Annotated in this window: 14 protein-coding genes and 1 tRNA gene; 9 read left to right on the top strand and 6 right to left on the bottom strand. The window is 43.8% G+C overall.

Annotation, left to right across the window (positions count from 1 at the left end; translation table 11 throughout):
* Nucleotides 1-292 precede the first annotated feature (292 nt).
* On the top strand, nucleotides 293-1,411 hold the full coding sequence (locus CXF83_RS04505; RefSeq protein ID WP_101092410.1) for a site-2 protease family protein: 1,119 nt from the start codon (nucleotides 293-295) through the stop codon (nucleotides 1,409-1,411).
* A gap of 430 nt (nucleotides 1,412-1,841) precedes the next feature.
* On the opposite strand, the gene CXF83_RS04500 is transcribed toward CXF83_RS04505, so the two are convergent.
* Nucleotides 1,842-1,926: transfer RNA gene (locus tag CXF83_RS04500), tRNA-Leu, on the bottom strand.
* Nucleotides 1,927-2,245: 319 nt separating this feature from the next.
* Between CXF83_RS04500 and CXF83_RS04495 the strand changes: the two genes are divergently transcribed.
* A complete protein-coding gene (locus CXF83_RS04495) occupies nucleotides 2,246-2,380 on the top strand; it encodes a DUF3149 domain-containing protein (RefSeq protein ID WP_101092412.1) in 135 nt (44 codons plus the stop codon).
* A 123-nt stretch (nucleotides 2,381-2,503) separates the two neighbouring features.
* On the opposite strand, the gene CXF83_RS04490 is transcribed toward CXF83_RS04495, so the two are convergent.
* Complete coding sequence (locus CXF83_RS04490; protein WP_101092414.1) at nucleotides 2,504-3,121, bottom strand: superinfection exclusion B family protein; 618 nt, start codon at nucleotides 3,119-3,121, stop codon at nucleotides 2,504-2,506.
* Between the two features lie 176 nt (nucleotides 3,122-3,297).
* Nucleotides 3,298-4,113 carry a tRNA cyclic N6-threonylcarbamoyladenosine(37) synthase TcdA gene (gene tcdA, locus CXF83_RS04485; RefSeq protein WP_101092477.1) on the bottom strand — a complete coding sequence of 272 codons (816 nt, stop codon included), beginning with the start codon at nucleotides 4,111-4,113 and terminating at the stop codon, nucleotides 3,298-3,300.
* Between the two features lie 395 nt (nucleotides 4,114-4,508).
* Here tcdA and CXF83_RS04480 point away from each other — a divergent pair, with 395 nt between their 5' ends.
* Together CXF83_RS04480 and CXF83_RS04475 are read left to right on the top strand one after the other, a co-directional pair.
* A complete protein-coding gene (locus CXF83_RS04480; RefSeq protein ID WP_101092478.1) occupies nucleotides 4,509-5,570 on the top strand; it encodes a porin in 1,062 nt (353 codons plus the stop codon).
* 492 nt (nucleotides 5,571-6,062) lie between these two features.
* Nucleotides 6,063-7,094, top strand: a complete 1,032-nt coding sequence (locus tag CXF83_RS04475; RefSeq protein WP_101092479.1) for a porin — start codon at nucleotides 6,063-6,065, stop codon at nucleotides 7,092-7,094.
* Between the two features lie 679 nt (nucleotides 7,095-7,773).
* Here CXF83_RS04475 and CXF83_RS04470 read toward each other — a convergent pair.
* Complete coding sequence (locus CXF83_RS04470; protein WP_101092416.1) at nucleotides 7,774-8,433, bottom strand: thiopurine S-methyltransferase; 660 nt, start codon at nucleotides 8,431-8,433, stop codon at nucleotides 7,774-7,776.
* Nucleotides 8,434-8,597: 164 nt separating this feature from the next.
* Nucleotides 8,598-8,948, bottom strand: a complete 351-nt coding sequence (locus CXF83_RS04465; protein WP_101092418.1) for a hypothetical protein — start codon at nucleotides 8,946-8,948, stop codon at nucleotides 8,598-8,600.
* A 279-nt stretch (nucleotides 8,949-9,227) separates the two neighbouring features.
* Between CXF83_RS04465 and CXF83_RS04460 the strand changes: the two genes are divergently transcribed.
* Nucleotides 9,228-11,030, top strand: coding sequence for a serine/threonine protein kinase (locus CXF83_RS04460; RefSeq protein ID WP_101092420.1), 1,803 nt, complete (start codon nucleotides 9,228-9,230; stop codon nucleotides 11,028-11,030).
* 2 nt (nucleotides 11,031-11,032) lie between these two features.
* On the opposite strand, the gene CXF83_RS04455 is transcribed toward CXF83_RS04460, so the two are convergent.
* On the bottom strand, nucleotides 11,033-11,635 hold the full coding sequence (locus tag CXF83_RS04455) for an FxsA family protein (protein ID WP_101092480.1): 603 nt from the start codon (nucleotides 11,633-11,635) through the stop codon (nucleotides 11,033-11,035).
* Nucleotides 11,636-11,964: 329 nt separating this feature from the next.
* Between CXF83_RS04455 and cutA the strand changes: the two genes are divergently transcribed.
* The 4 genes from cutA to CXF83_RS04435 all read left to right on the top strand — a co-directional run bounded on the left by cutA (nucleotide 11,965) and on the right by CXF83_RS04435 (nucleotide 19,299).
* Nucleotides 11,965-12,288: a divalent-cation tolerance protein CutA gene (gene cutA / locus CXF83_RS04450; RefSeq protein ID WP_101092422.1), complete on the top strand. Its 324-nt coding sequence runs from the start codon at nucleotides 11,965-11,967 to the stop codon at nucleotides 12,286-12,288.
* Nucleotides 12,285-14,096 carry a protein-disulfide reductase DsbD gene (locus tag CXF83_RS04445; protein WP_101092424.1) on the top strand — a complete coding sequence of 604 codons (1,812 nt, stop codon included), beginning with the start codon at nucleotides 12,285-12,287 and terminating at the stop codon, nucleotides 14,094-14,096. The genes cutA and CXF83_RS04445 overlap by 4 nt, the downstream gene beginning before the upstream one ends.
* A gap of 230 nt (nucleotides 14,097-14,326) precedes the next feature.
* Entirely contained in the window at nucleotides 14,327-15,961 is a 1,635-nt protein-coding gene (locus tag CXF83_RS04440; RefSeq protein WP_101092426.1) for a cation:proton antiporter family protein, read from the top strand.
* Nucleotides 15,962-16,158: 197 nt separating this feature from the next.
* Nucleotides 16,159-19,299 (top strand): glycoside hydrolase family 2 TIM barrel-domain containing protein, encoded by a 3,141-nt coding sequence (locus CXF83_RS04435; RefSeq protein ID WP_101092481.1) that lies wholly within the window; start codon nucleotides 16,159-16,161, stop codon nucleotides 19,297-19,299.
* Nucleotides 19,300-19,358: the final 59 nt, after the last annotated feature.

Here is a 19,358-nt window from a genome sequence, read left to right as displayed (position 1 = left end):
GGCATCCTCGGTACTGCTCCATCCGTTATTCTACCTCCTGAATCTGACCGCCAAGGAAGGTGGAAATGTCTTATTTTGTATGGAACAAAATAGACCATTCAGTCGTGCTTCGCTCTACCTTTTGCATCCATATCGTCGGAACTCAATATTTATGTCTTATCAATAGAGAACGCAGCAAAATGTTGCTTCTCGTCTTGCCCTTCGGGAGCTCTGAAACGAGCATGTTGAAGTAGCTTGGGGATAACGCTATTTGACGGCATAATAACGTTACTTTAAATCGTTGAGATATGACGTGGAATTATTGAACATTGACTGCCTTGGAAAACCTCTTCGCCTAGAGGGATCGATGGCAGGTTGGCAACAACTCTTTTGGGGCGATACCTTAGTCTCAGTGATCCAAGCAAGTACTGAGAATGAAGGCTTTAAAAGCCATACTTTCGAACTTAACACTGCCGCCCCAACCGCAACTGATGCGCTTGAAGCGCCGCAACAGAAAACGCTAAAGATCACCTTAGAGACCGATCTCACTTGGCAGCCTTTTGTCATCGATTATCGTCTTCTACATGATGAACACATCATCAGTAGTGGCCAACGCAACACCAAAGACATTGAGCAGCAAGTACCGACTATCGCCATTGCAGAGAAAAAGCAATTTAGTATGGTGGGCTTAGCGTCGCTAGGTTTCAAACTGCTCAAAAGCGCCAAGGTGATTAAAGTTGTTCTCGCGGGGGCCAGTGTTGCCGCCTACTCTTGGTTATTTTCGTTTCAGTTTGCACTTGCGTTAATCGCGTGCTTAGTGTTTCACGAATATGGCCATATCCGTGCTATGAAACACTTTGGCATGAAAACCAAAGGTATTTACCTCATCCCTTTTATGGGGGGCTTAGCCCTCAGCGATGAAAAGATTAATACTCGCTGGCAAGATGTGGTGATCTCGATAATGGGGCCCACTTTCGGCCTGCTCATGTCTATCGCAGCATTAATTGCCTACTGGGTAACCGGTAACATCTTTTTTGCCGGACTGGCCGCTTTTAACGCCCTGCTCAATCTGTTTAATTTGCTGCCAATCTTGCCGCTCGATGGTGGACATATTTTAAAAAGCATCAGCTTTTCAATGAACAGCGTAATGGGGCTAGTCGCGTGTATTGCAGGCGCTGCGGTGGGTGTATATATCAGCTATACCTTAGGCTTAGCGCTATTAGGCTTCTTACTGCTTATCGGTAGTGCTGAAATAGTGTTTGAATGGAAAGCTCGGCACCAAAGTCACTTGTTACCACTCGATCGCTACGGGCAGATATTTTCTACCGTATGGTACCTAGTCACCGTTGGCTCATTCATCGGCATTATCTGGTACTTTGCCGGTAGCGGTGACGATATGCTAGCGCTACCTTTAGAGATCCTAAAGAGTTAATAATCAGCTGTTTCATAAAAAAGGCATTCATCACGGATGCCTTTTTTATATCAGAGACTAGTGGCCGATGTACTTATCTAGAAAGGCCAATATCTTATATATTAACCTCAATAATGCTCTCTTCCTTGTAGAAACCACACCCTCTTACTTTAACCAGCCACTCGTCAGAGTGTTAAGCCTCATCTAAAGCGTCCCACAGTGCCAATGCATGTTCGAAATTAGCCCAATGATCATCCTCTCTATGAATCATCAGCACCGGCGCTTTAGCTTATCGACATGGTGCACGGGCGATTGACTGCGCTACATCGGTTAGATGGAAAAAAACTAGCGTTGAGGAATGACGAACAAAGGGGAATTACAGTAAAACCACAAATTTTAGACACAAAAAAACCGACTTAATGTCGGCTTGATTATTTCTCTTTAAGAGAAATGGTACCTGAAGACGGACTTGAACCGTCACTTCTTTCGAAATCGGATTTTGAATCCGACGTGTCTACCAATTCCACCACTCAGGCTTTGTTACTGTACTCAAAGAGGTGAACCTCAAGGAGTGATGCGGATTATACCTGTGGATATAGGAATGGCAAGCACTTTGATTTGACTTTTTCATCAACTGAACAAAATTCAGACTCAAGTGCCGTAGATTGCATCTAATCGGCGTTAAAAACTTACTTTAGCTAACAAGATAATTAGTGAAACGTGATCAATACCATCCTTATTAACAATAACGCATCAAATTTCTAATAACAGAGCGCTAACTTGACTGAGATCAATTACTGCTGGTTAGGACAGGAGTACTTTGGCTATGAATTAATAAGAAAGAGGATTTCGCACATGGCATTCTGGTTAGATTTGATGTTTGGCAACGCTATCGGCTTGCTATCAATGATCGTTATTTTTAGTACGATAGGCATCGTTTCCTATCTAATGTGGATGTTCTATACCAAGTCTGCGGATCCTGAGAACTAATCTCCAACGTTCTATTAATGCAGGGGGCTATTTGCCCCCATTTTTTTGTGCTGTTTTTATATCAGAGCACAATGCCTTTCAGCAATAACTGGCTGTCTATTTATATTTCCGTAACCACAATTGTTATGCGGCGTGCTTACGTGGTGTGACAAAGCTATTGATAAACTGCGGACGGGCTTTAATCAGGTTTTTCATCTGTTCAGGGCTTGGCTCACCGATAGGGAAACGTAATACTTGACGATTTAAGTGCTCTCGCGCACGCATCGATATTTTAAAGTCTGCAGTTGAACCTTGAATAGCGTAGTGCTTCTGGTTTCCAAGACGCTCCAAGATACCCGTTGTAGATAAACTTTTAACGGCTTGCTCAGCTTCAGGCAAGGTTAAAATCGTTTCACCTTGTAGAAAGAATTCTCTCAGTAAAGCACGTTCGATAGGGTCGAGCAGTTTAACCTTCTCTTCAATCACTTCAACTGATCGTTTGTCACTTAAATAGCTAATCGCTTCGTCGAGAAAATAATTGAGGATCTGCGTCAATAAATAGGCTGCACCTATAATCAAGCCTAAGCCAATAAAATGTGCATAACGTTCTGCAAATTCATCAAGCTTAATTGATGCTAATAATGTGACAGGGCTAAATAACAGTGCCGCACATGCTAATGAAAGCCACAGCATTGCTTTAAATATCAATTTTTTAATTGATATTTCTTTAAAAGAAAGTGCAGCGAAACTCATTTTTTGCATAGCTAAATCCAGTGTCAGAAATCTGTTATTAGCTAGATAAAAGCAAAAAATATGCCAAAGATCGCGTCAAAACTATAAGGATCAAATTATTTAGTGCAAAAACGGTTCACCGCCAGAAAGACAGCATCTGACCGTGAGGAAGAGAATAAGTATCATCAGCTAGATACCTATAATGACTATAATGATTCTGTGAGCTTTGCTTTAGCTGCGAGCTTAGTCAGTACTCGACTGACAGCCACAAAACCAAAGGTGCCCGTCACCACGGTAACCGCACCAAAACCAGAAGCACAATCCATACGCATACTGCCATCTGCCGCAGCCTTCGTATTGCAAACCGAGCCATCTGCTTGTGGGTAAACGAGCTGCTCAGTAGAAAATACCGCTTCAATACCAAATCGACGAGCAACATTTTTTGAAAAATTATACTCACGCCTCAGTAAATTACGCACCTTAGCCAGCAGAGGGTCTTGATAGGTTTTCGCAAGATCTGTCACCTGCACTTGGGTCGGATCTGACTGTCCACCCGCACCACCCACAGTTACAATCGGTAACTTTTGGCGTTTACACCAGGCTATTAGTGCTGTCTTGGGTTTTACCGCGTCAATACAGTCAATAACGTAGTCCAAATCGCCACCAGCCTTCTTACCTTGAAAATAGGCTGATAAATTGTCGACGGTAATAAAGTCTTCAATTTCATTGACGATACACTCTGGATTTATTTGCTTTAGGCGCTGCGCCATCACTTCGACTTTAGATTCACCAATGGTCTCTTTTAACGCGTGTAATTGACGATTAGTGTTAGTAACACAAATATCATCAAGATCGATCAAGCTGATTTGGCCTACACCACTTCTTGCCAGTGATTCAGCGACCCAAGTGCCGACACCACCAATGCCTACAACAACCACGTGAGATTGCGCAAAATAATGCAGTGCTTCTTGACCATATAAACGGCCAATTCCAGCAAAACGATTTAAGTAGGCGTCTGACAACATTTGATTTTTCAAGGTAATACTCGATTGGGAGATGTAATAGATAGAACGCGATGGTCGATTTTATCTCAAATCTGCGTAAAACTCTAAAGTTTTACCATCAACAATGAGAGCTATGTGAACAGCTTTGGCCAAAAAAGGTAAACTAGGAATATCATTGTAACTACTCATCTCATTTGAATTAAATGCCTGTTTAATATAAGTAAACAACCATGACCAATATCACGCATCATCAGCAGAACATGATCAAGATCACGCATCTAACTTTTCTTTCAATGTATATTTTGGCCGAAAATACAGCTTCAGCTTGGTTATTCAGCTAGTCAAATAGCCGAGATTGCAAGCCCAAACTTAGTATTGCAACACGCTACAGGAAGATGAAGATGAAAATAAAAATGAATAAAACGGTTCTGTCCGCCACGATTATCTCAGCACTAGCCGCCACCTCTTTTACAGCATTAGCTGATGGCCCTAATTTTTATGGCCGTGCTGATCTTGCAATCACCAACTCTGATATGGGTATTGCAACTCAAAACCAAAAATCTGGCACCATCATCGAAAACAACTTCTCTTGGTTAGGTGTTAAAGGCACTGAAAAAATTAATGATGGATTAGAAGTTGTTTATCAAATGGAATTTGGTGTCAGTAACTTTGATAATTCTGGCGATACCTTCGCTGCGCGTAATACATTTATAGGCCTTAAGTCTGCCGCTGCGGGTACCATACTTGTCGGTCGTAACGATACCGTGTTCAAAGCTGCGGAAGGTGGATTTGACCTCTTCGGTAATACTAACTCAGACATCGATCTGTTAGCTGCAGGCCAAACACGTAGTGCAGATGGCTTCACTTACTACTCACCAAAAATCGCCGATCTAGTGACCTTGAATGCCACCTACTTGATGGATGACAACTACGACCAACTAGATACTGATGGCGAAGAAAAATACACTGATAATATGTATGCCCTTAGTGCTACCATTGGTGATAAAGCCCTTAAAGCACAAAACTACTACGTATCAGCTGCCTATAATGACAGCATTGAAAATGTAACCGCTTACCGTGGTGTTGCTCAAGTTAAACTTGGTAATGTCATTCTTGGTGGCTTTTACCAAAACAGTGAACACGTTGACAGTAAGTATGACAATTTAGAAGGCGATACTTACTTTGTAAACGCCGCCTATGTAATGGGTAACTTAAAGCTTAAGGCCATGTACGGTGCCGATGACTCAGGTCTAGGTAAATATGTTAGCCGCTATGTTGGTGGCAATGACGGTTCACTGGAAACGGTTAGCAATGTCGACATACAACAATTCAGTGTTGGCGCAGACTACCGTCTAAGCAAGAACATGCTCGTTTACGGCCACTATACTAAATATGATGGTGACATGATGCTAAGTAGCGTCAAGCAAGACTTAAGTGACGACATCGTCACTGTTGGTGTGCGTTTAGATTTTTAGCAGCAATATCTAATTAATAAAGGCAGCAAAAGCTGCCTTTTTTATTGCCGCTAATTATCAAAACACAATTAAATGCAACGTAAAAGCAACATTTCAGACATCTCAGCCAACTTTGGTGCTACAAGCCGCTCACACTAATTTTTAAAGCTTCAACATGACCAGCAATATCTGCTACTAACGCTTTCAAACTTGTAAATTAAGCATTAATAATTTTAATCGAAGGTCACTGCTATACCTCTTTAGAGATACATTGTTAAGGTGTTTTTTATCTAAATGACCACTTAGGCAACCAAAACAATTTAATCACCACAAAAAAGCAGCAATTCTATCGTGGAAAACTAAAAACTTGATCTAGCCCACAATCTCATAGCCATAAAACTGTAATATTTGCTCCCACAATTGTTATGAGCTCGGATGCTTGTAACAAAAACAAAAGTTTATGTAAAAAACCATAAGAAACGTATAAGAACTAAGGTTCTGGGAGCAAATGAAATGAAAAAGACACTTATCTCTGCATCAGTGGCATCAGTTTTAACCCTAGCTTCTTTCGGCGCGCTAGCCGAAAGTCCTAGCTTTTACGGCCGTTTAGATCTATCTGTAACCAATTCAGATGCCGGTGCAACTACCCAAAATAGTAAATCAGGCACCGTTATTGAAAATAACTTCTCTCATGTAGGTGTTAAGGGTAGCGAAAGCTTAACTAGCAACATCGACGTTATTTACCAAATGGAGTTCCAAGTAGAGAACACTACTAACTCTGGTGATACTTTCAAAGCTCGTAACACTTTCTTAGGGCTTAAGTCTTCTGCTGGTACAGTACTTGTTGGTCGTAACGACACAGTATTCAAGCAAGCTGAAGGTGGCGTTGATTTATTTGGTAACTCAAATGCCGATATTGACCGTTTAGTTGGTGGTCAAACTCGTGCTGCTGACGGTATCTGGTACTATTCTCCAAAGATTGCAGATTTAGTGACGCTAAACGCAACGTACTTAATGGAAGATAACTACATTGATTCTGAAGATAAAGATGCTGTATCTTCTTATGATGACCAGTACGCACTAAGCGCGACTATTGGTGACAAGAAACTTAAAGCTCAGAACTACTATGTAGCTGCAGCTTATAACACTATTGGTGGCATCGATGCTTACCGTGGTGTTGCTCAAGTTAAATTAGGCGACTTCAAAATCGGTGGTCTGTTCCAGAACACTGAAAGCCAAACAACTGACCAGGAAGGTAACTCTTACTTCGTGAACGTTGCTTACAACCTAAACGGCGTTAACCTAAAAGCTGAATACGGTAAAGATGAAGGCGGTTTTGGTAAGTACTACAAAAACATCACTGCTGTAGATGGTACTGACGTAAATGTTCAAGTTATCACTGTTGGTGCTGACTACAAGATCTCTAAATCAACTCTAGTATATGGCCACTATGCTATGTACGAAGGCGACCACAAAGTGGGTACTGCTAAAGTTGACCTAGAAGATGACAACATCTTCACTGTTGGCGTTCGTTACAACTTCTAATCGATTGAGTCTTAAGACTCTCTAACGATTGAAAGCAAAAAAAAGCGACCTTTTAGGTCGCTTTTTTAATGGCTGGAATAACTGGAACAAGCTAAGACGGTTAACAGCCGAAACCGCTAAGACGAAAAGTGCCAAGACGAACGCTGCGCTACAGATGACAGAACGTTCACAGGCTCACTTACGGAACGCTTCGCTGACGATAAAAAAAGATAAAAGATAAAAGATAAAAGATAATCAGCGACTATCTTTTCCGGCTTCACCGCCTTTGTTCAGCTTCTACTAACTTTGTTCGGCTTCTACTAACTTTGTTCGGCTTCTACCGACTTTGTTCGGCTTCTACCGATTTTGTTCAGCTTCTACCGACTTTGTTCGGCTACTACCGATTTTGTTCAGCTTCTACCGACTTTGTTCGGCTTCTACCGACTTTGTTCGGCTACTACCGATTTTGTTCAGCTTCTACCGACTTTGTTCGGCTTCTACCGACTTTGTTCGGCTTCTACCGACTTTGTTCGGCTTCTACCGACTTTGTTCGGCTTCTACCGACTTTGTTCGGCTCCTACCGACTTTGTTCGGCTTCTACCGACTTTGTTCAGCTTCTACCGACTTTGTTCGGCTTCTACCGACTCTTAATCGGCTCCTATCGTCTTTGTTCGGCTTTAATCCGGCTCTTAATCAGCTCTTACGCTTTTCTCGTTAACTTATAAACCGACTCGGTTAACGAAGACACCTGCTTTTTCACGAAGCGTGGGTTATCACTTAGCACATCATTTGTCACTAAGCATTCAATCTCAAACTTATCACTCATGTTTGCCATGACCCAATCCTCCGATACCGCAAATGGCGGACCATTAAGCTCTGCTTGCGGGTAATCTAAGGTAATTAATAGCCCTACACTCCCAATAGGGATCAAGTGAGCAAGTTGCTTTGCGTAGTTAATTCGCATCTCTTCAGGCCAAGCGATTAGCGCTGCTCGATCATAAAAAGCTACGGTACTTGCCATCTCAGCACTGTGCAAAGTGAAAATATCACCTTGATAAATAGTGATCTGTTCGGTGTGGTAACGCCGATGTTCAGCCGTTTTATCGACGCTATAAGGTAGGTCATTATCTTGATAAAACTGCGACACTGCCAGGTCATTTAACTCACAAGCCAGCACATCATGACCTTGTTCAGCTAAAAAACACATGTCTAAAGATTTACCACACAAAGGCACAAACACTTGGGCGCTTGCGGCTAGGTGCAACTGGGGCCAATACTGAATTAATAACGGGTTTACGGCACTGAGATGAAAGCCGATTTGTTGGGCATCCCATTTGTCGTGCCAAAAGCTTGGTTGCATAGCGAAGGTCCTAAAGTATTAAATAGGGTATATCCTAAGGCTTGATATATTTATCGTAAAACAGAAGGGAAACCACCGCCTAGCGATATCTCAAGTTTGGTATACCACGCTTACCTATACTTTAAAGCCAACACTCTAGATTAGCAAAAGGAAAACCAAGCTGATTATTTAGCAGAAATATTTAACGCTTTTTGTACATTTTTCAGCCAGGTACAGTTTTCACATTCACAATGACGACGAGACAAATGGTGTGGACTAAGGCTCGAATCAATAAAATCGACAGCGACGAGTAACTGCTGCTTAATCTCTTCTTCGGTTTTTTGATCGACAGCTATGGTTTCATCATTGTGATTCATCCATGTGCATTCCATTCCTTGATGACAATTGATGCACTGCATGTCGGTATGATTGAAAAATCCCGCATGTGGACATTGATTCAACTCCATCGACTGAAGAATACGCTGCCTAGGATACTCGAGTAACTCGATCAACCGCGACTTATCTAACCCTGACATATAATCACCCTTGTGCAGATTGCACTTACTCAATTAAGTTTATATCTTCCATATTAGTACTGACTTCAAGATTACCTTTCTCTTATTGTTACAGAATTGATGTACATCAATATCTCTTCCGAAATAATTAGTTAGGTGTGACTGACTCCTCCCTTTTAAACAGCAAATTTTTTCTTCTGATTCAATCAGCTTGGACTATCGCGGCTAATGTTGATTTAATAAGGAGCATTAATACTAATTTGTTCATTCAGTGGGAATTAGTATAACAAGGAGTGAGCATTGCAAACGCCCGAACTACAGCACTTTTATATCTCTGAAGAGCAATCGATCTATCTGCTTGCAGCAAATGATGCACGTAAGCATCGCGCGTGGATAAGACTCTGTAAGCAGCAACTCAGTAAGCTCGGCTATGAAGAGTTCGAGTTAGTGGGTAAAGGTGCTTATGGCTTTGTATTTGCGGGGGTTAACGCACAAGGCCAGGCTCATGTTTTTAAATTCTCTCGCTTAACGCTACCGCAGCATGTGCAGGATAGGCTTGAAGAGGAAGCCTTCATGCTGTCTCAGGTCATTCATCCCAATGTGCCCCCAGCAATCAAATTTCAGCATGTGGGTAAGCAAGGTATTCTGGTGATGGCCAGAGCACCAGGAGAGGACTTAGAGCAACTCTGTTTACGTATTGGCGCTCTGCCTGTGGCAATAGTGATGAACATTGCACGCCAATTAGCGGCGATCCTCAAGTATTTACATAATGGCCGACCGCTTATCCATGGCGATATTAAACCGTCAAACCTAGTTTATGATCTACAAAGCCAACATTTGTCTTTAATTGATTGGGGCTCTGCGGTATTCGCCCAGCGCGACAATGACGGCAATCCCGTAAACGGCAATGTAATGGACTTAATGTCGAGCGATCATCAGCATACTAATGCCCGTATGGGTGATGTGTATTTTATCGGTGAAGAGCAATTGAATGGGGCACTGTCGAGTCCACGATTTGATGAGCAAGGCGTCGCTGCAACACTCTATGCATTAGCCTCCGGTCAAGCCAGTCGCTTTGGCAGTAAAGTCATTCCTGCCACCAGCATTGGCTTACCCGTTGAACTTGCCAAAACGCTGGATGGTATGCTGAGTGAAGATCCTATTCAACGAAAGAAAGCGGGTGATTACTTCGTCAAAAGCATGGCACATAGCCATAGAATGCACCTGCCAGAAATCAATACAGGACCGCTTATCGCTGAGATCCCTGTTTGGGTATTGGCGAGCAATAAAGAAGTTGAAACGGTGAGCTATAGCTCACGTAAAGCCTTTCTAAAAGAGCACAATGCGGACGACCCCATCGCCAAAATGGATGACCTACAGTTAGAGAAATACTACCGTAACTTTATGGCGGGTATGGGCGATACTGAAAAAGGGTTTATCGCCGCGGTGGGGCGTTTAGCGCAATATGACATCGTTGGTGGCTTGGCTATTCATTGGCGAGAAAACGGGGTATTTATTGATTCTAATCTTGCGTTATATAATGAAAGTCAGAAGAAAGCCTTAACAATCTCGGTCAATAACATGGTCACTCTGGCCTGCGGCATTCACCGTATCGGGGTATTTAAAGCCTGTTTCTTTAACGCCAGAGATACTCTGCATATTGAGCGGGAAGACAGCCAGCAACCCTTTATCATGGCTTGCGAACAACAGCTCCCTTTTGAAGTCGGTGATGTGCCCTCTTTGGAAGATCGATCCAGACTGCACTCTTACTTTGAAGATGGTCGCGATCCAGAGGAAAATTTAGAACTTCCAAAAGAGATCATGACTGAACTTGCGATAATCAACCAGATCCATCATACCGGCTGCATCATCTTCGAAGCACTGCCTAACCACATGAAGATCCACAGCTACTTACGCTTGCTTAACCCGAGAAAACAAGCGGCATTTCGTGGCTGTTTAGACCGAATTTTAAGTCATGTCGATAAAATACAAGGCAAAGGGGTATCAGGATTTATGAAACTTCCCTATAAAAACACCCGCAAATTTAACCATGTAGAACGTAAACCGGATCTCTTTTATCCGCGAAATCCGAAACAGGGCTAACGCTATGGTTTAGATTTAGGTTCTGGTTTATCAGCTGGATGTTTGTTGTCGTCCTCATCAAAATCGCTTTCAACTTGGTGGGTTTCAGGACGTTTATCACTAGGATCCACTTTGCGTTCAAAGTCACCATCAAAAGTGTTGTTATCATCAAAGGGTGATTGACCACCTTGCTGACCAAATGGATTACCTTGGCCGCCCATGCCAGCGCCTGGACCAAAACCCGCCTGAAAGCCGCCATTGGCTTTAACTTTAAGCTGCATTCGCTTGTAGAAATAACCCGCGACAGGAATTCGAGTAAAGGGGGTTAACAAAATCAAGCCCAGAAAATCGGTGACAAAACCGGGAATAAGCAACAGTAGACCTGCGACCGCTAACATCATGCCCTCAACAATTTCCTGCCCTGGCGCTTCGCCACGAGCCATCTTTTGTTGTACTTGCATCAAGGTGCTAATACCTTGACTTCGCACTAACGACACGCCGACCACGGCGGTAAAAATAACCAATCCCACGGTGGTCCAACTGCCGAAGGCTTCACCCACTCGGATCAGTACAGATAGCTCCATTACAGGCACTAAAACAAAAATTATTAACAAAATAAAAAACACACTGACCTCACATTTTTTTGTGGTGATGAAAACTAAATTGGGGTTAGTCGGTCTATTTTCAAGTCGCATAGCCAACTCTCGCCTAATACAGGGTTGAATTATGACAATAAACAGGTGAATCGCCAGTGTTTAAGCTGAAATGCCTAAGCATTTGTAAGCAAAAACTACTGGTATCACTATTTTAGCAATGCCTTAATGCATGCTTTAGGCAAAACACGTAAAGTACCGTTAGTGGTAATCGCAGCAACAAGCTTACCTCAATAACCTTAAAGCAGGTTTAATCTGTGCAGTGCACATTGAGCAAGCCATCAACAGGAAAGATGTGTTTAATGGACAATGAATTCTTACTGGTAATGACCACCAGCCCAGACGAAGCGTTGGCTAAATCTTTAGCTCACACGCTAGTACAGGGCAAACTTGCTGCATGTGTACAGATCTCATCCTTGATGACATCCGTATATGAATGGCAAGGTGAGATTTGTGAAGAAAAAGAGTTCTGTTTACAGATTAAGTGTCTCGCCAAGCACTACGCAGCGATTGAAACTGCAGTATTGGAACTGCATCCCTACGATGTTCCCGAGCTAATAGCAGTACCTGTAACACAGGGATTGCCAGCCTATTTTGATTGGATAAAAGAAACCACACAGCCATGAAAAAAATCATTACTCTGTTTTTAGCCTCCCTGCTACTGCTTAGCCCGTTAGCGCATGCCGAAAACATTTTCAATACCAATAAATTCTCCTTTTTAAAGGGCGAACCTGAACTGATGCCTGTCGATCAAGCATTTGTTTTCGACTTTCAACAAGAAGGCAATAAGGTCAAAATCAGCTGGGTTATTGCCGACGGCTACTACATGTACCGCGACAAACTCAAGTTTGAAGCTGATGGCGCAGTACTGGGCGAAATAGCGCTGCCTAAAGGTAAGTCTCACAACGACGAGTACTTTGGCGAGCAAGAAGTTTATTACTCTTATGTCGAAATGCCGGTTGCAATAAAAGAAGCGGCGGCGGGAGACACACTCAACGTCACCTTTATGGGTTGCGCCGAAGGTAAGCTCTGCTTCCCACCGACCAAACGCACCGCAGTGCTAACCGAAGTTAGCGCCAATGACGGCATACTCGATATACCCGGTAGCGAGGCCACTGCCGCTAGCGATACCGACGTTGTCCCAATTACACAACAAGATAGCTTAAACCAAATGCTTGCAGGCGATAGCCTTATTTGGACCTTGGTGATCTTCTTTGGTTTGGGCATTGGACTGGCATTAACGCCGTGTGTGTTCCCGATGTATCCCATTTTGTCAGGCATCATTGTCGGCCAAGGAGAAAAGCTCTCTACCGCTAAAGCCTTTGGCTTGTCGATGGTTTATGTCCAAGGTATGGCAATCACCTACTCGTTAGTAGGACTTGTTGTTGCCTCCGCTGGCATGAAATATCAAGCGGCGTTGCAGCACCCGGCTGTACTGATTGTGCTGGCGATATTATTCTTCGTTTTAAGCTTATCAATGTTTGGCTTGTACGATCTTAAACTGCCATCGAAGTGGCAAGAGAAGATGAATTCAATATCGAACAGCCAAAAAGGCGGCAACGTCATTGGCGTGTTCTTGATGGGCGTTATCTCAGGATTAGTCGCCTCGCCTTGTACTACGGCTCCCTTATCTGGTGCACTCATTTATGTGGCACAAACTGGCGATCTACTGCAAGGCTTCTTAGCGCTATATGTGTTGAGTATGGGCATGGGAATACCGCTGCTTATTATCGGTACCTCTGGCGGAAAAATTCTACCAAGAGCCGGGCGCTGGATGGATATCATCAAGACCATTTTTGGTTTCCTACTGATTGCGGTCTCTATCGTCATGCTAGGGCGAATTTGGCCAGGCTTTATCTCCGATGTCTTATGGTCACTTTGGGGCGTTGTTTTTGTCGGTTACCTAATGCATCAAAATAAGCTAACGGAATTTAGCTGGAAACAAACCACCCGAGCAATACTACTGTTGCTTATTTTCCTTGGGAGTTTCTCCTATGGTATGCAAGCTGTTATGAATCATTTTGGCTTTACGTCTCATGCCAACGCTAACCTAACTTCAGCGCAGCAAAGCCATACATTTAAGCGTATTAAGTCGCTTGAAGATCTCGACAGTGAGATTGCAGCAGCTTCAGCACAAGGTAAAACAGTGATGTTAGATCTCTACGCTGACTGGTGTGTTGCTTGTAAAGAGTTTGAAGCCATCACCTTCAAAGATGAAGCGGTAATGGCACGTATGGACAAGATGGTACTGCTACAAGCTGACGTCACTAAAAGCGATGATATCGATGTTGCTCTACTAGAGTATTACGACGTTTTAGGCTTACCAACACTGCTCATGTTTGATGAAAGCGGCGCCATAAGAGATGACTTAAGAGTGACCGGTTTTATGCGTCCTAAAGCATTTGCCGAACACCTTGATCATCTGGTGAAGTAACAACACAAAATTAGGCCTCTGTACTAAATTACCCTTTCATTTGGGCATTTGGCAGAGGCTTTTTTATATCCATAATTTGCATCTCTTTTTTGACTTGCTTGTTAATTTATAGCAGCTGCCCAACATCTACCTTCAGCCGATAACAAACTATAAATATTTACTAATTTTCAGTTCAACTTCATAAACTTCTAGTACAATGGTGCATCAATATAAGCTTTGCAAGGAGCACCATGGAACCCGCGATACTCATTATCACCTTAGCCTGCGGCATGTTAGTTAGCCGTGTGGGGCTGCCCCCATTGATCGGCTATTTAGTAGCGGGATTTGTGTTGTTTCTGTTTGGGATTGAAGAATCCAGCCTACCCATGTTAGAACAATTGGCTAACTTGGGCGTCACCCTACTTTTGTTTGCCATTGGCCTTAAACTGGATATTCGCAGTTTATTTAAAGTAGAAGTTTGGGCAGGCTCCAGCCTGCATCTGCTTGGCTCCATGCTGTTTTTCATTCCACTGTTGAAGCTATTAGGCTTACTCGGCTTAGAGCAACTGACCGGGCTTGAACTAAACCAGCTCGGGTTGTTAGCATTTGCCTTGAGTTTTTCGAGTACCATTCTTGCAGTAAAAATCTTAGAAGATAAAGGTGATATGGAATCCCTTTATGGACGCGTTGCGATTGGTATCTTGATTATGCAAGATATCTTTGCCGTCGCTTTTTTGACGATTTCTAAAGGGGATATCCCCTCATATTGGGCGCTAGGGTTGTTGTTACTTCCCTTAGCAAAACCACTAATTTACAAGTTATTTGACCGCGTTGGACACGGTGAGCTGCTGGTCCTTTTCGGCTTAGTCATGGCGTTAGTGATGGGCGCATGGTTATTTGAAATAGTCGGCCTAAAGCCGGATCTCGGCGCGCTGGTCATTGGTATTCTATTGGCGGGACACCCAAAGTCATCAGAGCTGGCAAAGTCACTGTTTTACTTTAAAGAGCTCTTCTTAGTCGCCTTTTTCCTTACCGTGGGTCTCAATGGTCTCCCCTCCTTCTCAGATATCGGCTTAGCGGCGATATTGGTACTTGTGGTACCGATAAAAATCATGTTATTCCTCTATCTGTTAACGCACTTTAAATTGCGTTCACGTACCTCGCTGCTAACGTCCTTTAGCCTAGGTAATTACAGTGAGTTTGGCTTAATTGTTGCTGCTGTCGCCACCTCAAAAGGCTGGTTACCATCGCAATGGATGGTCATTTTAGCCGTCGCGTTAAGTTTTAGCTTTTTGTTTTCTGCACCGCTAAATATTGCTGCTAATCGACTTTATCAAAAATACCAACGTCGATTACAACGACTAGAGAAACACCCGTTACATCCAGAAGACCGCCCTATCCTTGTAGGTAATCCAAGGTTTCTTATTCTGGGTATGGGCCGAATTGGTTCGGGTGCATATGACGAGTTAAGAGTGCAATATGAAGGGGAAATCCTTGGCGTTGAACACAAGCAAGAGTTGGTCGACTTTCACCATAAACAAGGGCGTAATGTGGTTCAAGGGGATGCCTCTGATACCGACTTTTGGGAGAAACTGGATAAAGCCCCTAATCTAGAATTAGTGTTACTGGCAATGCCGCATCACGTAGGTAACCTATTTGCAGTTGAGCAGCTTAAGCGCCTAGATTACCAAGGTAAACTGAGTGCTATCGTGCAGTATAAAGAAGATGCTGATGCCCTGAGTGAATCAGGTGTGCACAGTGTTTATAACCTATACGAAGCGGCGGGTGCGGGTTTTGTTGATCATGTGGTCAAAGAGTTACTCAGCCCTCAAGGCGCTGTACCTGATCACCCCGAAGCTGTGAATCACCCTCGAAGTGACCGTTAACTCACCTTTACAGGCTGATAAAGTATACACCTAGATATATTGTATACATTATTCTTACTATCACGTATGTTGTTTGGCACAATAAAAATAATGCCAAATAACATACGATGCTAACCAAAAATAACAATCAACCGTTCATAGCCTTAACTTGTCAGCCAAGCACGCAATATTTTTACGCTAAGTTGATTGGGTTAATTATGCTAAGCCTAGTGAGCCAATTCTCACAAGCTCAAGCTGAGCGATGGCAAGACCACCTTATTTTCGAACAAAACAAACAAGCTCCCCACGCCAGTTTTTTTGCTTACTCATCGTTCTCAAAAGCGCTCGATGATGATTACAAAGCCAGTGGCAACTTCCTCGACCTTAATGGCCGTTGGCAATTTCATTACGCCAAGAACCCCTTCTCTACCCCTGTGGATTTTGCACAAAAAGACGCTAACCTAGATGATTGGCAAAGCATTCTGGTGCCGGGTAATTGGGAAACTCAAGGCTTTGGTCACGCCATCTACTTAGATGAGCGTTACCCTTTTACCACCACTTGGCCAGATGCCCCCGAAGATCATAACCCGACAGGCAGCTATCGACGTCATTTTGAGCTGCCTAAGGCGTGGCAGCACAAACAGGTATTCTTGCATATTGGTGCCGCACGCTCTGCATTGAGTGCGCATATCAATGGCGTTGAAGTCGGGTATAGCCAAGGCGCTAAAACCCCAGCTGAATTTGATCTTACGCCCTACCTTCAGCAAGGTGACAACCTCATCGCGCTGCAAATAATACGCTGGAGCGATGCCAGCTACCTTGAAAGCCAAGACATGTTGCGGGTCAGTGGCATTGAACGAGATGTCTATCTGTACGCCACCGAGAAACAACGTATCGCTGATATTGATGCCGGCTACACACTCAGCCAAGATCTCTCTAACGCCAATATGGCCATTAACATTAAACTTAATAACCATGCAAAAGCGGCCATAGAGACGCAGCAGCTCAGCCTTCGCTATCAACTGATTTCTCCGCAAGGCATTAGCATCAAACAAGGCGAGCAAGCTGTCTCAGCATTTAATGAACATCATAACCAAATCATTGATTTCAAGGTTCAGCAGCCCAACCTTTGGAGCGCTGAAACACCGGCACTCTATCAACTACTTCTGAGCCTTAAAGCGGCTGACGGTAAGCTCCTACAAGCAAGCAGTCAAAAAGTAGGCTTTCGCCGCATCGAAATAAAAGCGGGTCAGCTGTTAGTTAACAATAAAGCCATTACCATCCGCGGTGTCGATAGACACGAAACTGACCCAGACCATGGCCATGTCGTCAGCCGTGCCAGCATGGAAACTGACATTCGCTTAATGAAGCAAAATAATATTAATGCTGTGCGCTCCAGCCACTATCCTAACGACCCTTATTGGCTCAGCTTAACCGACAAATATGGGCTGTATGTCATTGATGAAGCCAATATCGAATCTCACCCACTGGCGATTAATGAAAATACACAGCTAGGCAATACCATGAGCTGGTTGCCCGCCCATAAAGCACGGGTAGAGCGTATGGTCGAGCGAGATAAAAATCACCCTTCGATTATCATCTGGTCTTTGGGTAACGAAGCGGGTGAAGGCACATTATTCGAAGCATTATACGATTGGGTAAAGCTGCGCGATCCAAGCCGCCCAGTGCAATATGAACCTGCGGGACAACATGCCTATACCGATATTGTCGCCCCTATGTATCCGTCCATTGAACGACTGACAAAATATGCCAAGGAACATACAGATCGCCCGCTGATCATGATCGAATATGCCCATGCTATGGGTAATTCGGTGGGTAACCTACAAGACTATTGGGATGTAATTGAACGCTACCCACAGCTACAAGGCGGCTTTATTTGGGACTGGGTTGATCAGTCTTTGGCCTTTAGCAACAAAAACGGCCAGCGTTATTGGGCTTACGGCAAAGATTATCATCCTGATATGCCAACCGATGGTAATTTTCTCAATAATGGTTTGGTTGATCCAGATCGCAACCCACACCCGCACCTCAGTGAAGTCAAAAAGGTGTACCAACCACTGCGTTTCAATCAATTTGTAGCCGCGACGAAGACAATGAGCTTTGAGCTCGAAAATCGCTATGACTTTATAGACACTCAAGGGCTGCGTTTAAAATGGACTGTTGAGCAAGATGGTAGTGAGTTTAGCAGCGGCGTAATGGCGGTGCCTATGGTTGAAGCGGGGCAATCTAAACTCATCACTTTGCCCATTGGGCGCTCGCGCTTCAATAAACAGCATGAATACCTTGTGTTATTAGAGGTACTCGTCGATAAGCCACAACCCATGCTGCCCACCGACCATCGCATCGCTTTTGCCCAATTTCCACTGCAACAAGCAACCGCTAAGCCGCAAAAATTAGCTAAGGTCATCACTGAACATGACCAATTTTGGCAATTAGGCGGCAATGAGACACGCTATTTAATCTCCAAAAAAACCGGTTGGCTCGCCGATATTAAGCAAAATAGCCAATCGCAATTAACGGCCCCATTAATGGCTAACTTTTGGCGCGCCCCTACTGACAACGACTTAGGTAACCAAATGCCTAAGTGGGCTGGTGCATGGCAAGATGCCGCTCAGGAGCTGACGCTGATTTCGATTAAGCGCAGTGACCCATACAGCATTGAGGTTATTCAGCACCACGCTACGCTCGATTTTACGCTTAGCAGTCGCTACCAAATTAGCACTGATAAGCAGTTGCTAGTACAGAGCAAATTCATTCCAGGCGATATTGAACTTGCCGATCTACTGCGCTTTGGCTTTCAAACACAGCTGCCTTTCAGTCAGCGCTTTATGCATTACTTTGGGCGTGGTCCTGAAGAGACCTATGCTGATAGAAAATCAGGTAACCCTATCAGCTGGTTTGCACTGTCTATTGATAAAGCCTTTCACCGTTACTCTAGACCACAAGAAACAGGCCAAAGAACCGACGTACGCTATGTGGCGGTAACAGATGCTAACGGTAATGGCTTGCTGGCAAAAGCAGGACACGCAAGCGAGACATTACAAACCAGTCTGTGGCCTTTTGCCCAAGCGGATATCGACTTTAGACAAGGCGATGCCTCAGGTTCAGCGTCAGGACTGGTGCCCGTAACCACTAACCATGGCGCAGAGATCCCTATTCGGGATTTTGTCACTTGGAATATTGATTATAAGCAGATGGGCGTAGGTGGGGACACATCATGGGGCAGGCAAGTTCATCAGCCTTATCGCATTAAAGCCCAGCCGATGCAGTTCAATTTTAGTATTGAGCCTGTGGCTGCTAACAGTGACATTCAACACCAAGCAAGAACAAAACCTTAATCACAGGGAATAATTCGAACCTAAAGTCAGTTGTTAATTGGACCTAGGGGGAAGATATT

The sequence above is a fragment of the Shewanella sp. Choline-02u-19 genome (assembly GCF_002836205.1).
Lineage (GTDB): Bacteria > Pseudomonadota > Gammaproteobacteria > Enterobacterales > Shewanellaceae > Shewanella.
This window is presented reverse-complemented; position numbering and strand designations above follow the sequence as displayed.

What these genes read in the sequence shown, in the direction of transcription:
- CXF83_RS04465 (WP_101092418.1), bottom strand. Translation starts at nt 8,948, where the DNA reads ATGTCAGGGTTAGATAAGTCGCGGTTGATCGAGTTACTCGAGTATCCT.
- cutA (WP_101092422.1), top strand. Translation starts at nt 11,965, where the DNA reads ATGGACAATGAATTCTTACTGGTAATGACCACCAGCCCAGACGAAGCG.
- CXF83_RS04435 (WP_101092481.1), top strand. Translation starts at nt 16,159, where the DNA reads ATGCTAAGCCTAGTGAGCCAATTCTCACAAGCTCAAGCTGAGCGATGG.
- CXF83_RS04445 (WP_101092424.1), top strand. Translation starts at nt 12,285, where the DNA reads ATGAAAAAAATCATTACTCTGTTTTTAGCCTCCCTGCTACTGCTTAGC.
- CXF83_RS04490 (WP_101092414.1), bottom strand. Translation starts at nt 3,121, where the DNA reads ATGCAAAAAATGAGTTTCGCTGCACTTTCTTTTAAAGAAATATCAATT.
- CXF83_RS04440 (WP_101092426.1), top strand. Translation starts at nt 14,327, where the DNA reads ATGGAACCCGCGATACTCATTATCACCTTAGCCTGCGGCATGTTAGTT.
- CXF83_RS04495 (WP_101092412.1), top strand. Translation starts at nt 2,246, where the DNA reads ATGGCATTCTGGTTAGATTTGATGTTTGGCAACGCTATCGGCTTGCTA.
- CXF83_RS04470 (WP_101092416.1), bottom strand. Translation starts at nt 8,433, where the DNA reads ATGCAACCAAGCTTTTGGCACGACAAATGGGATGCCCAACAAATCGGC.
- CXF83_RS04480 (WP_101092478.1), top strand. Translation starts at nt 4,509, where the DNA reads ATGAATAAAACGGTTCTGTCCGCCACGATTATCTCAGCACTAGCCGCC.
- CXF83_RS04475 (WP_101092479.1), top strand. Translation starts at nt 6,063, where the DNA reads ATGAAAAAGACACTTATCTCTGCATCAGTGGCATCAGTTTTAACCCTA.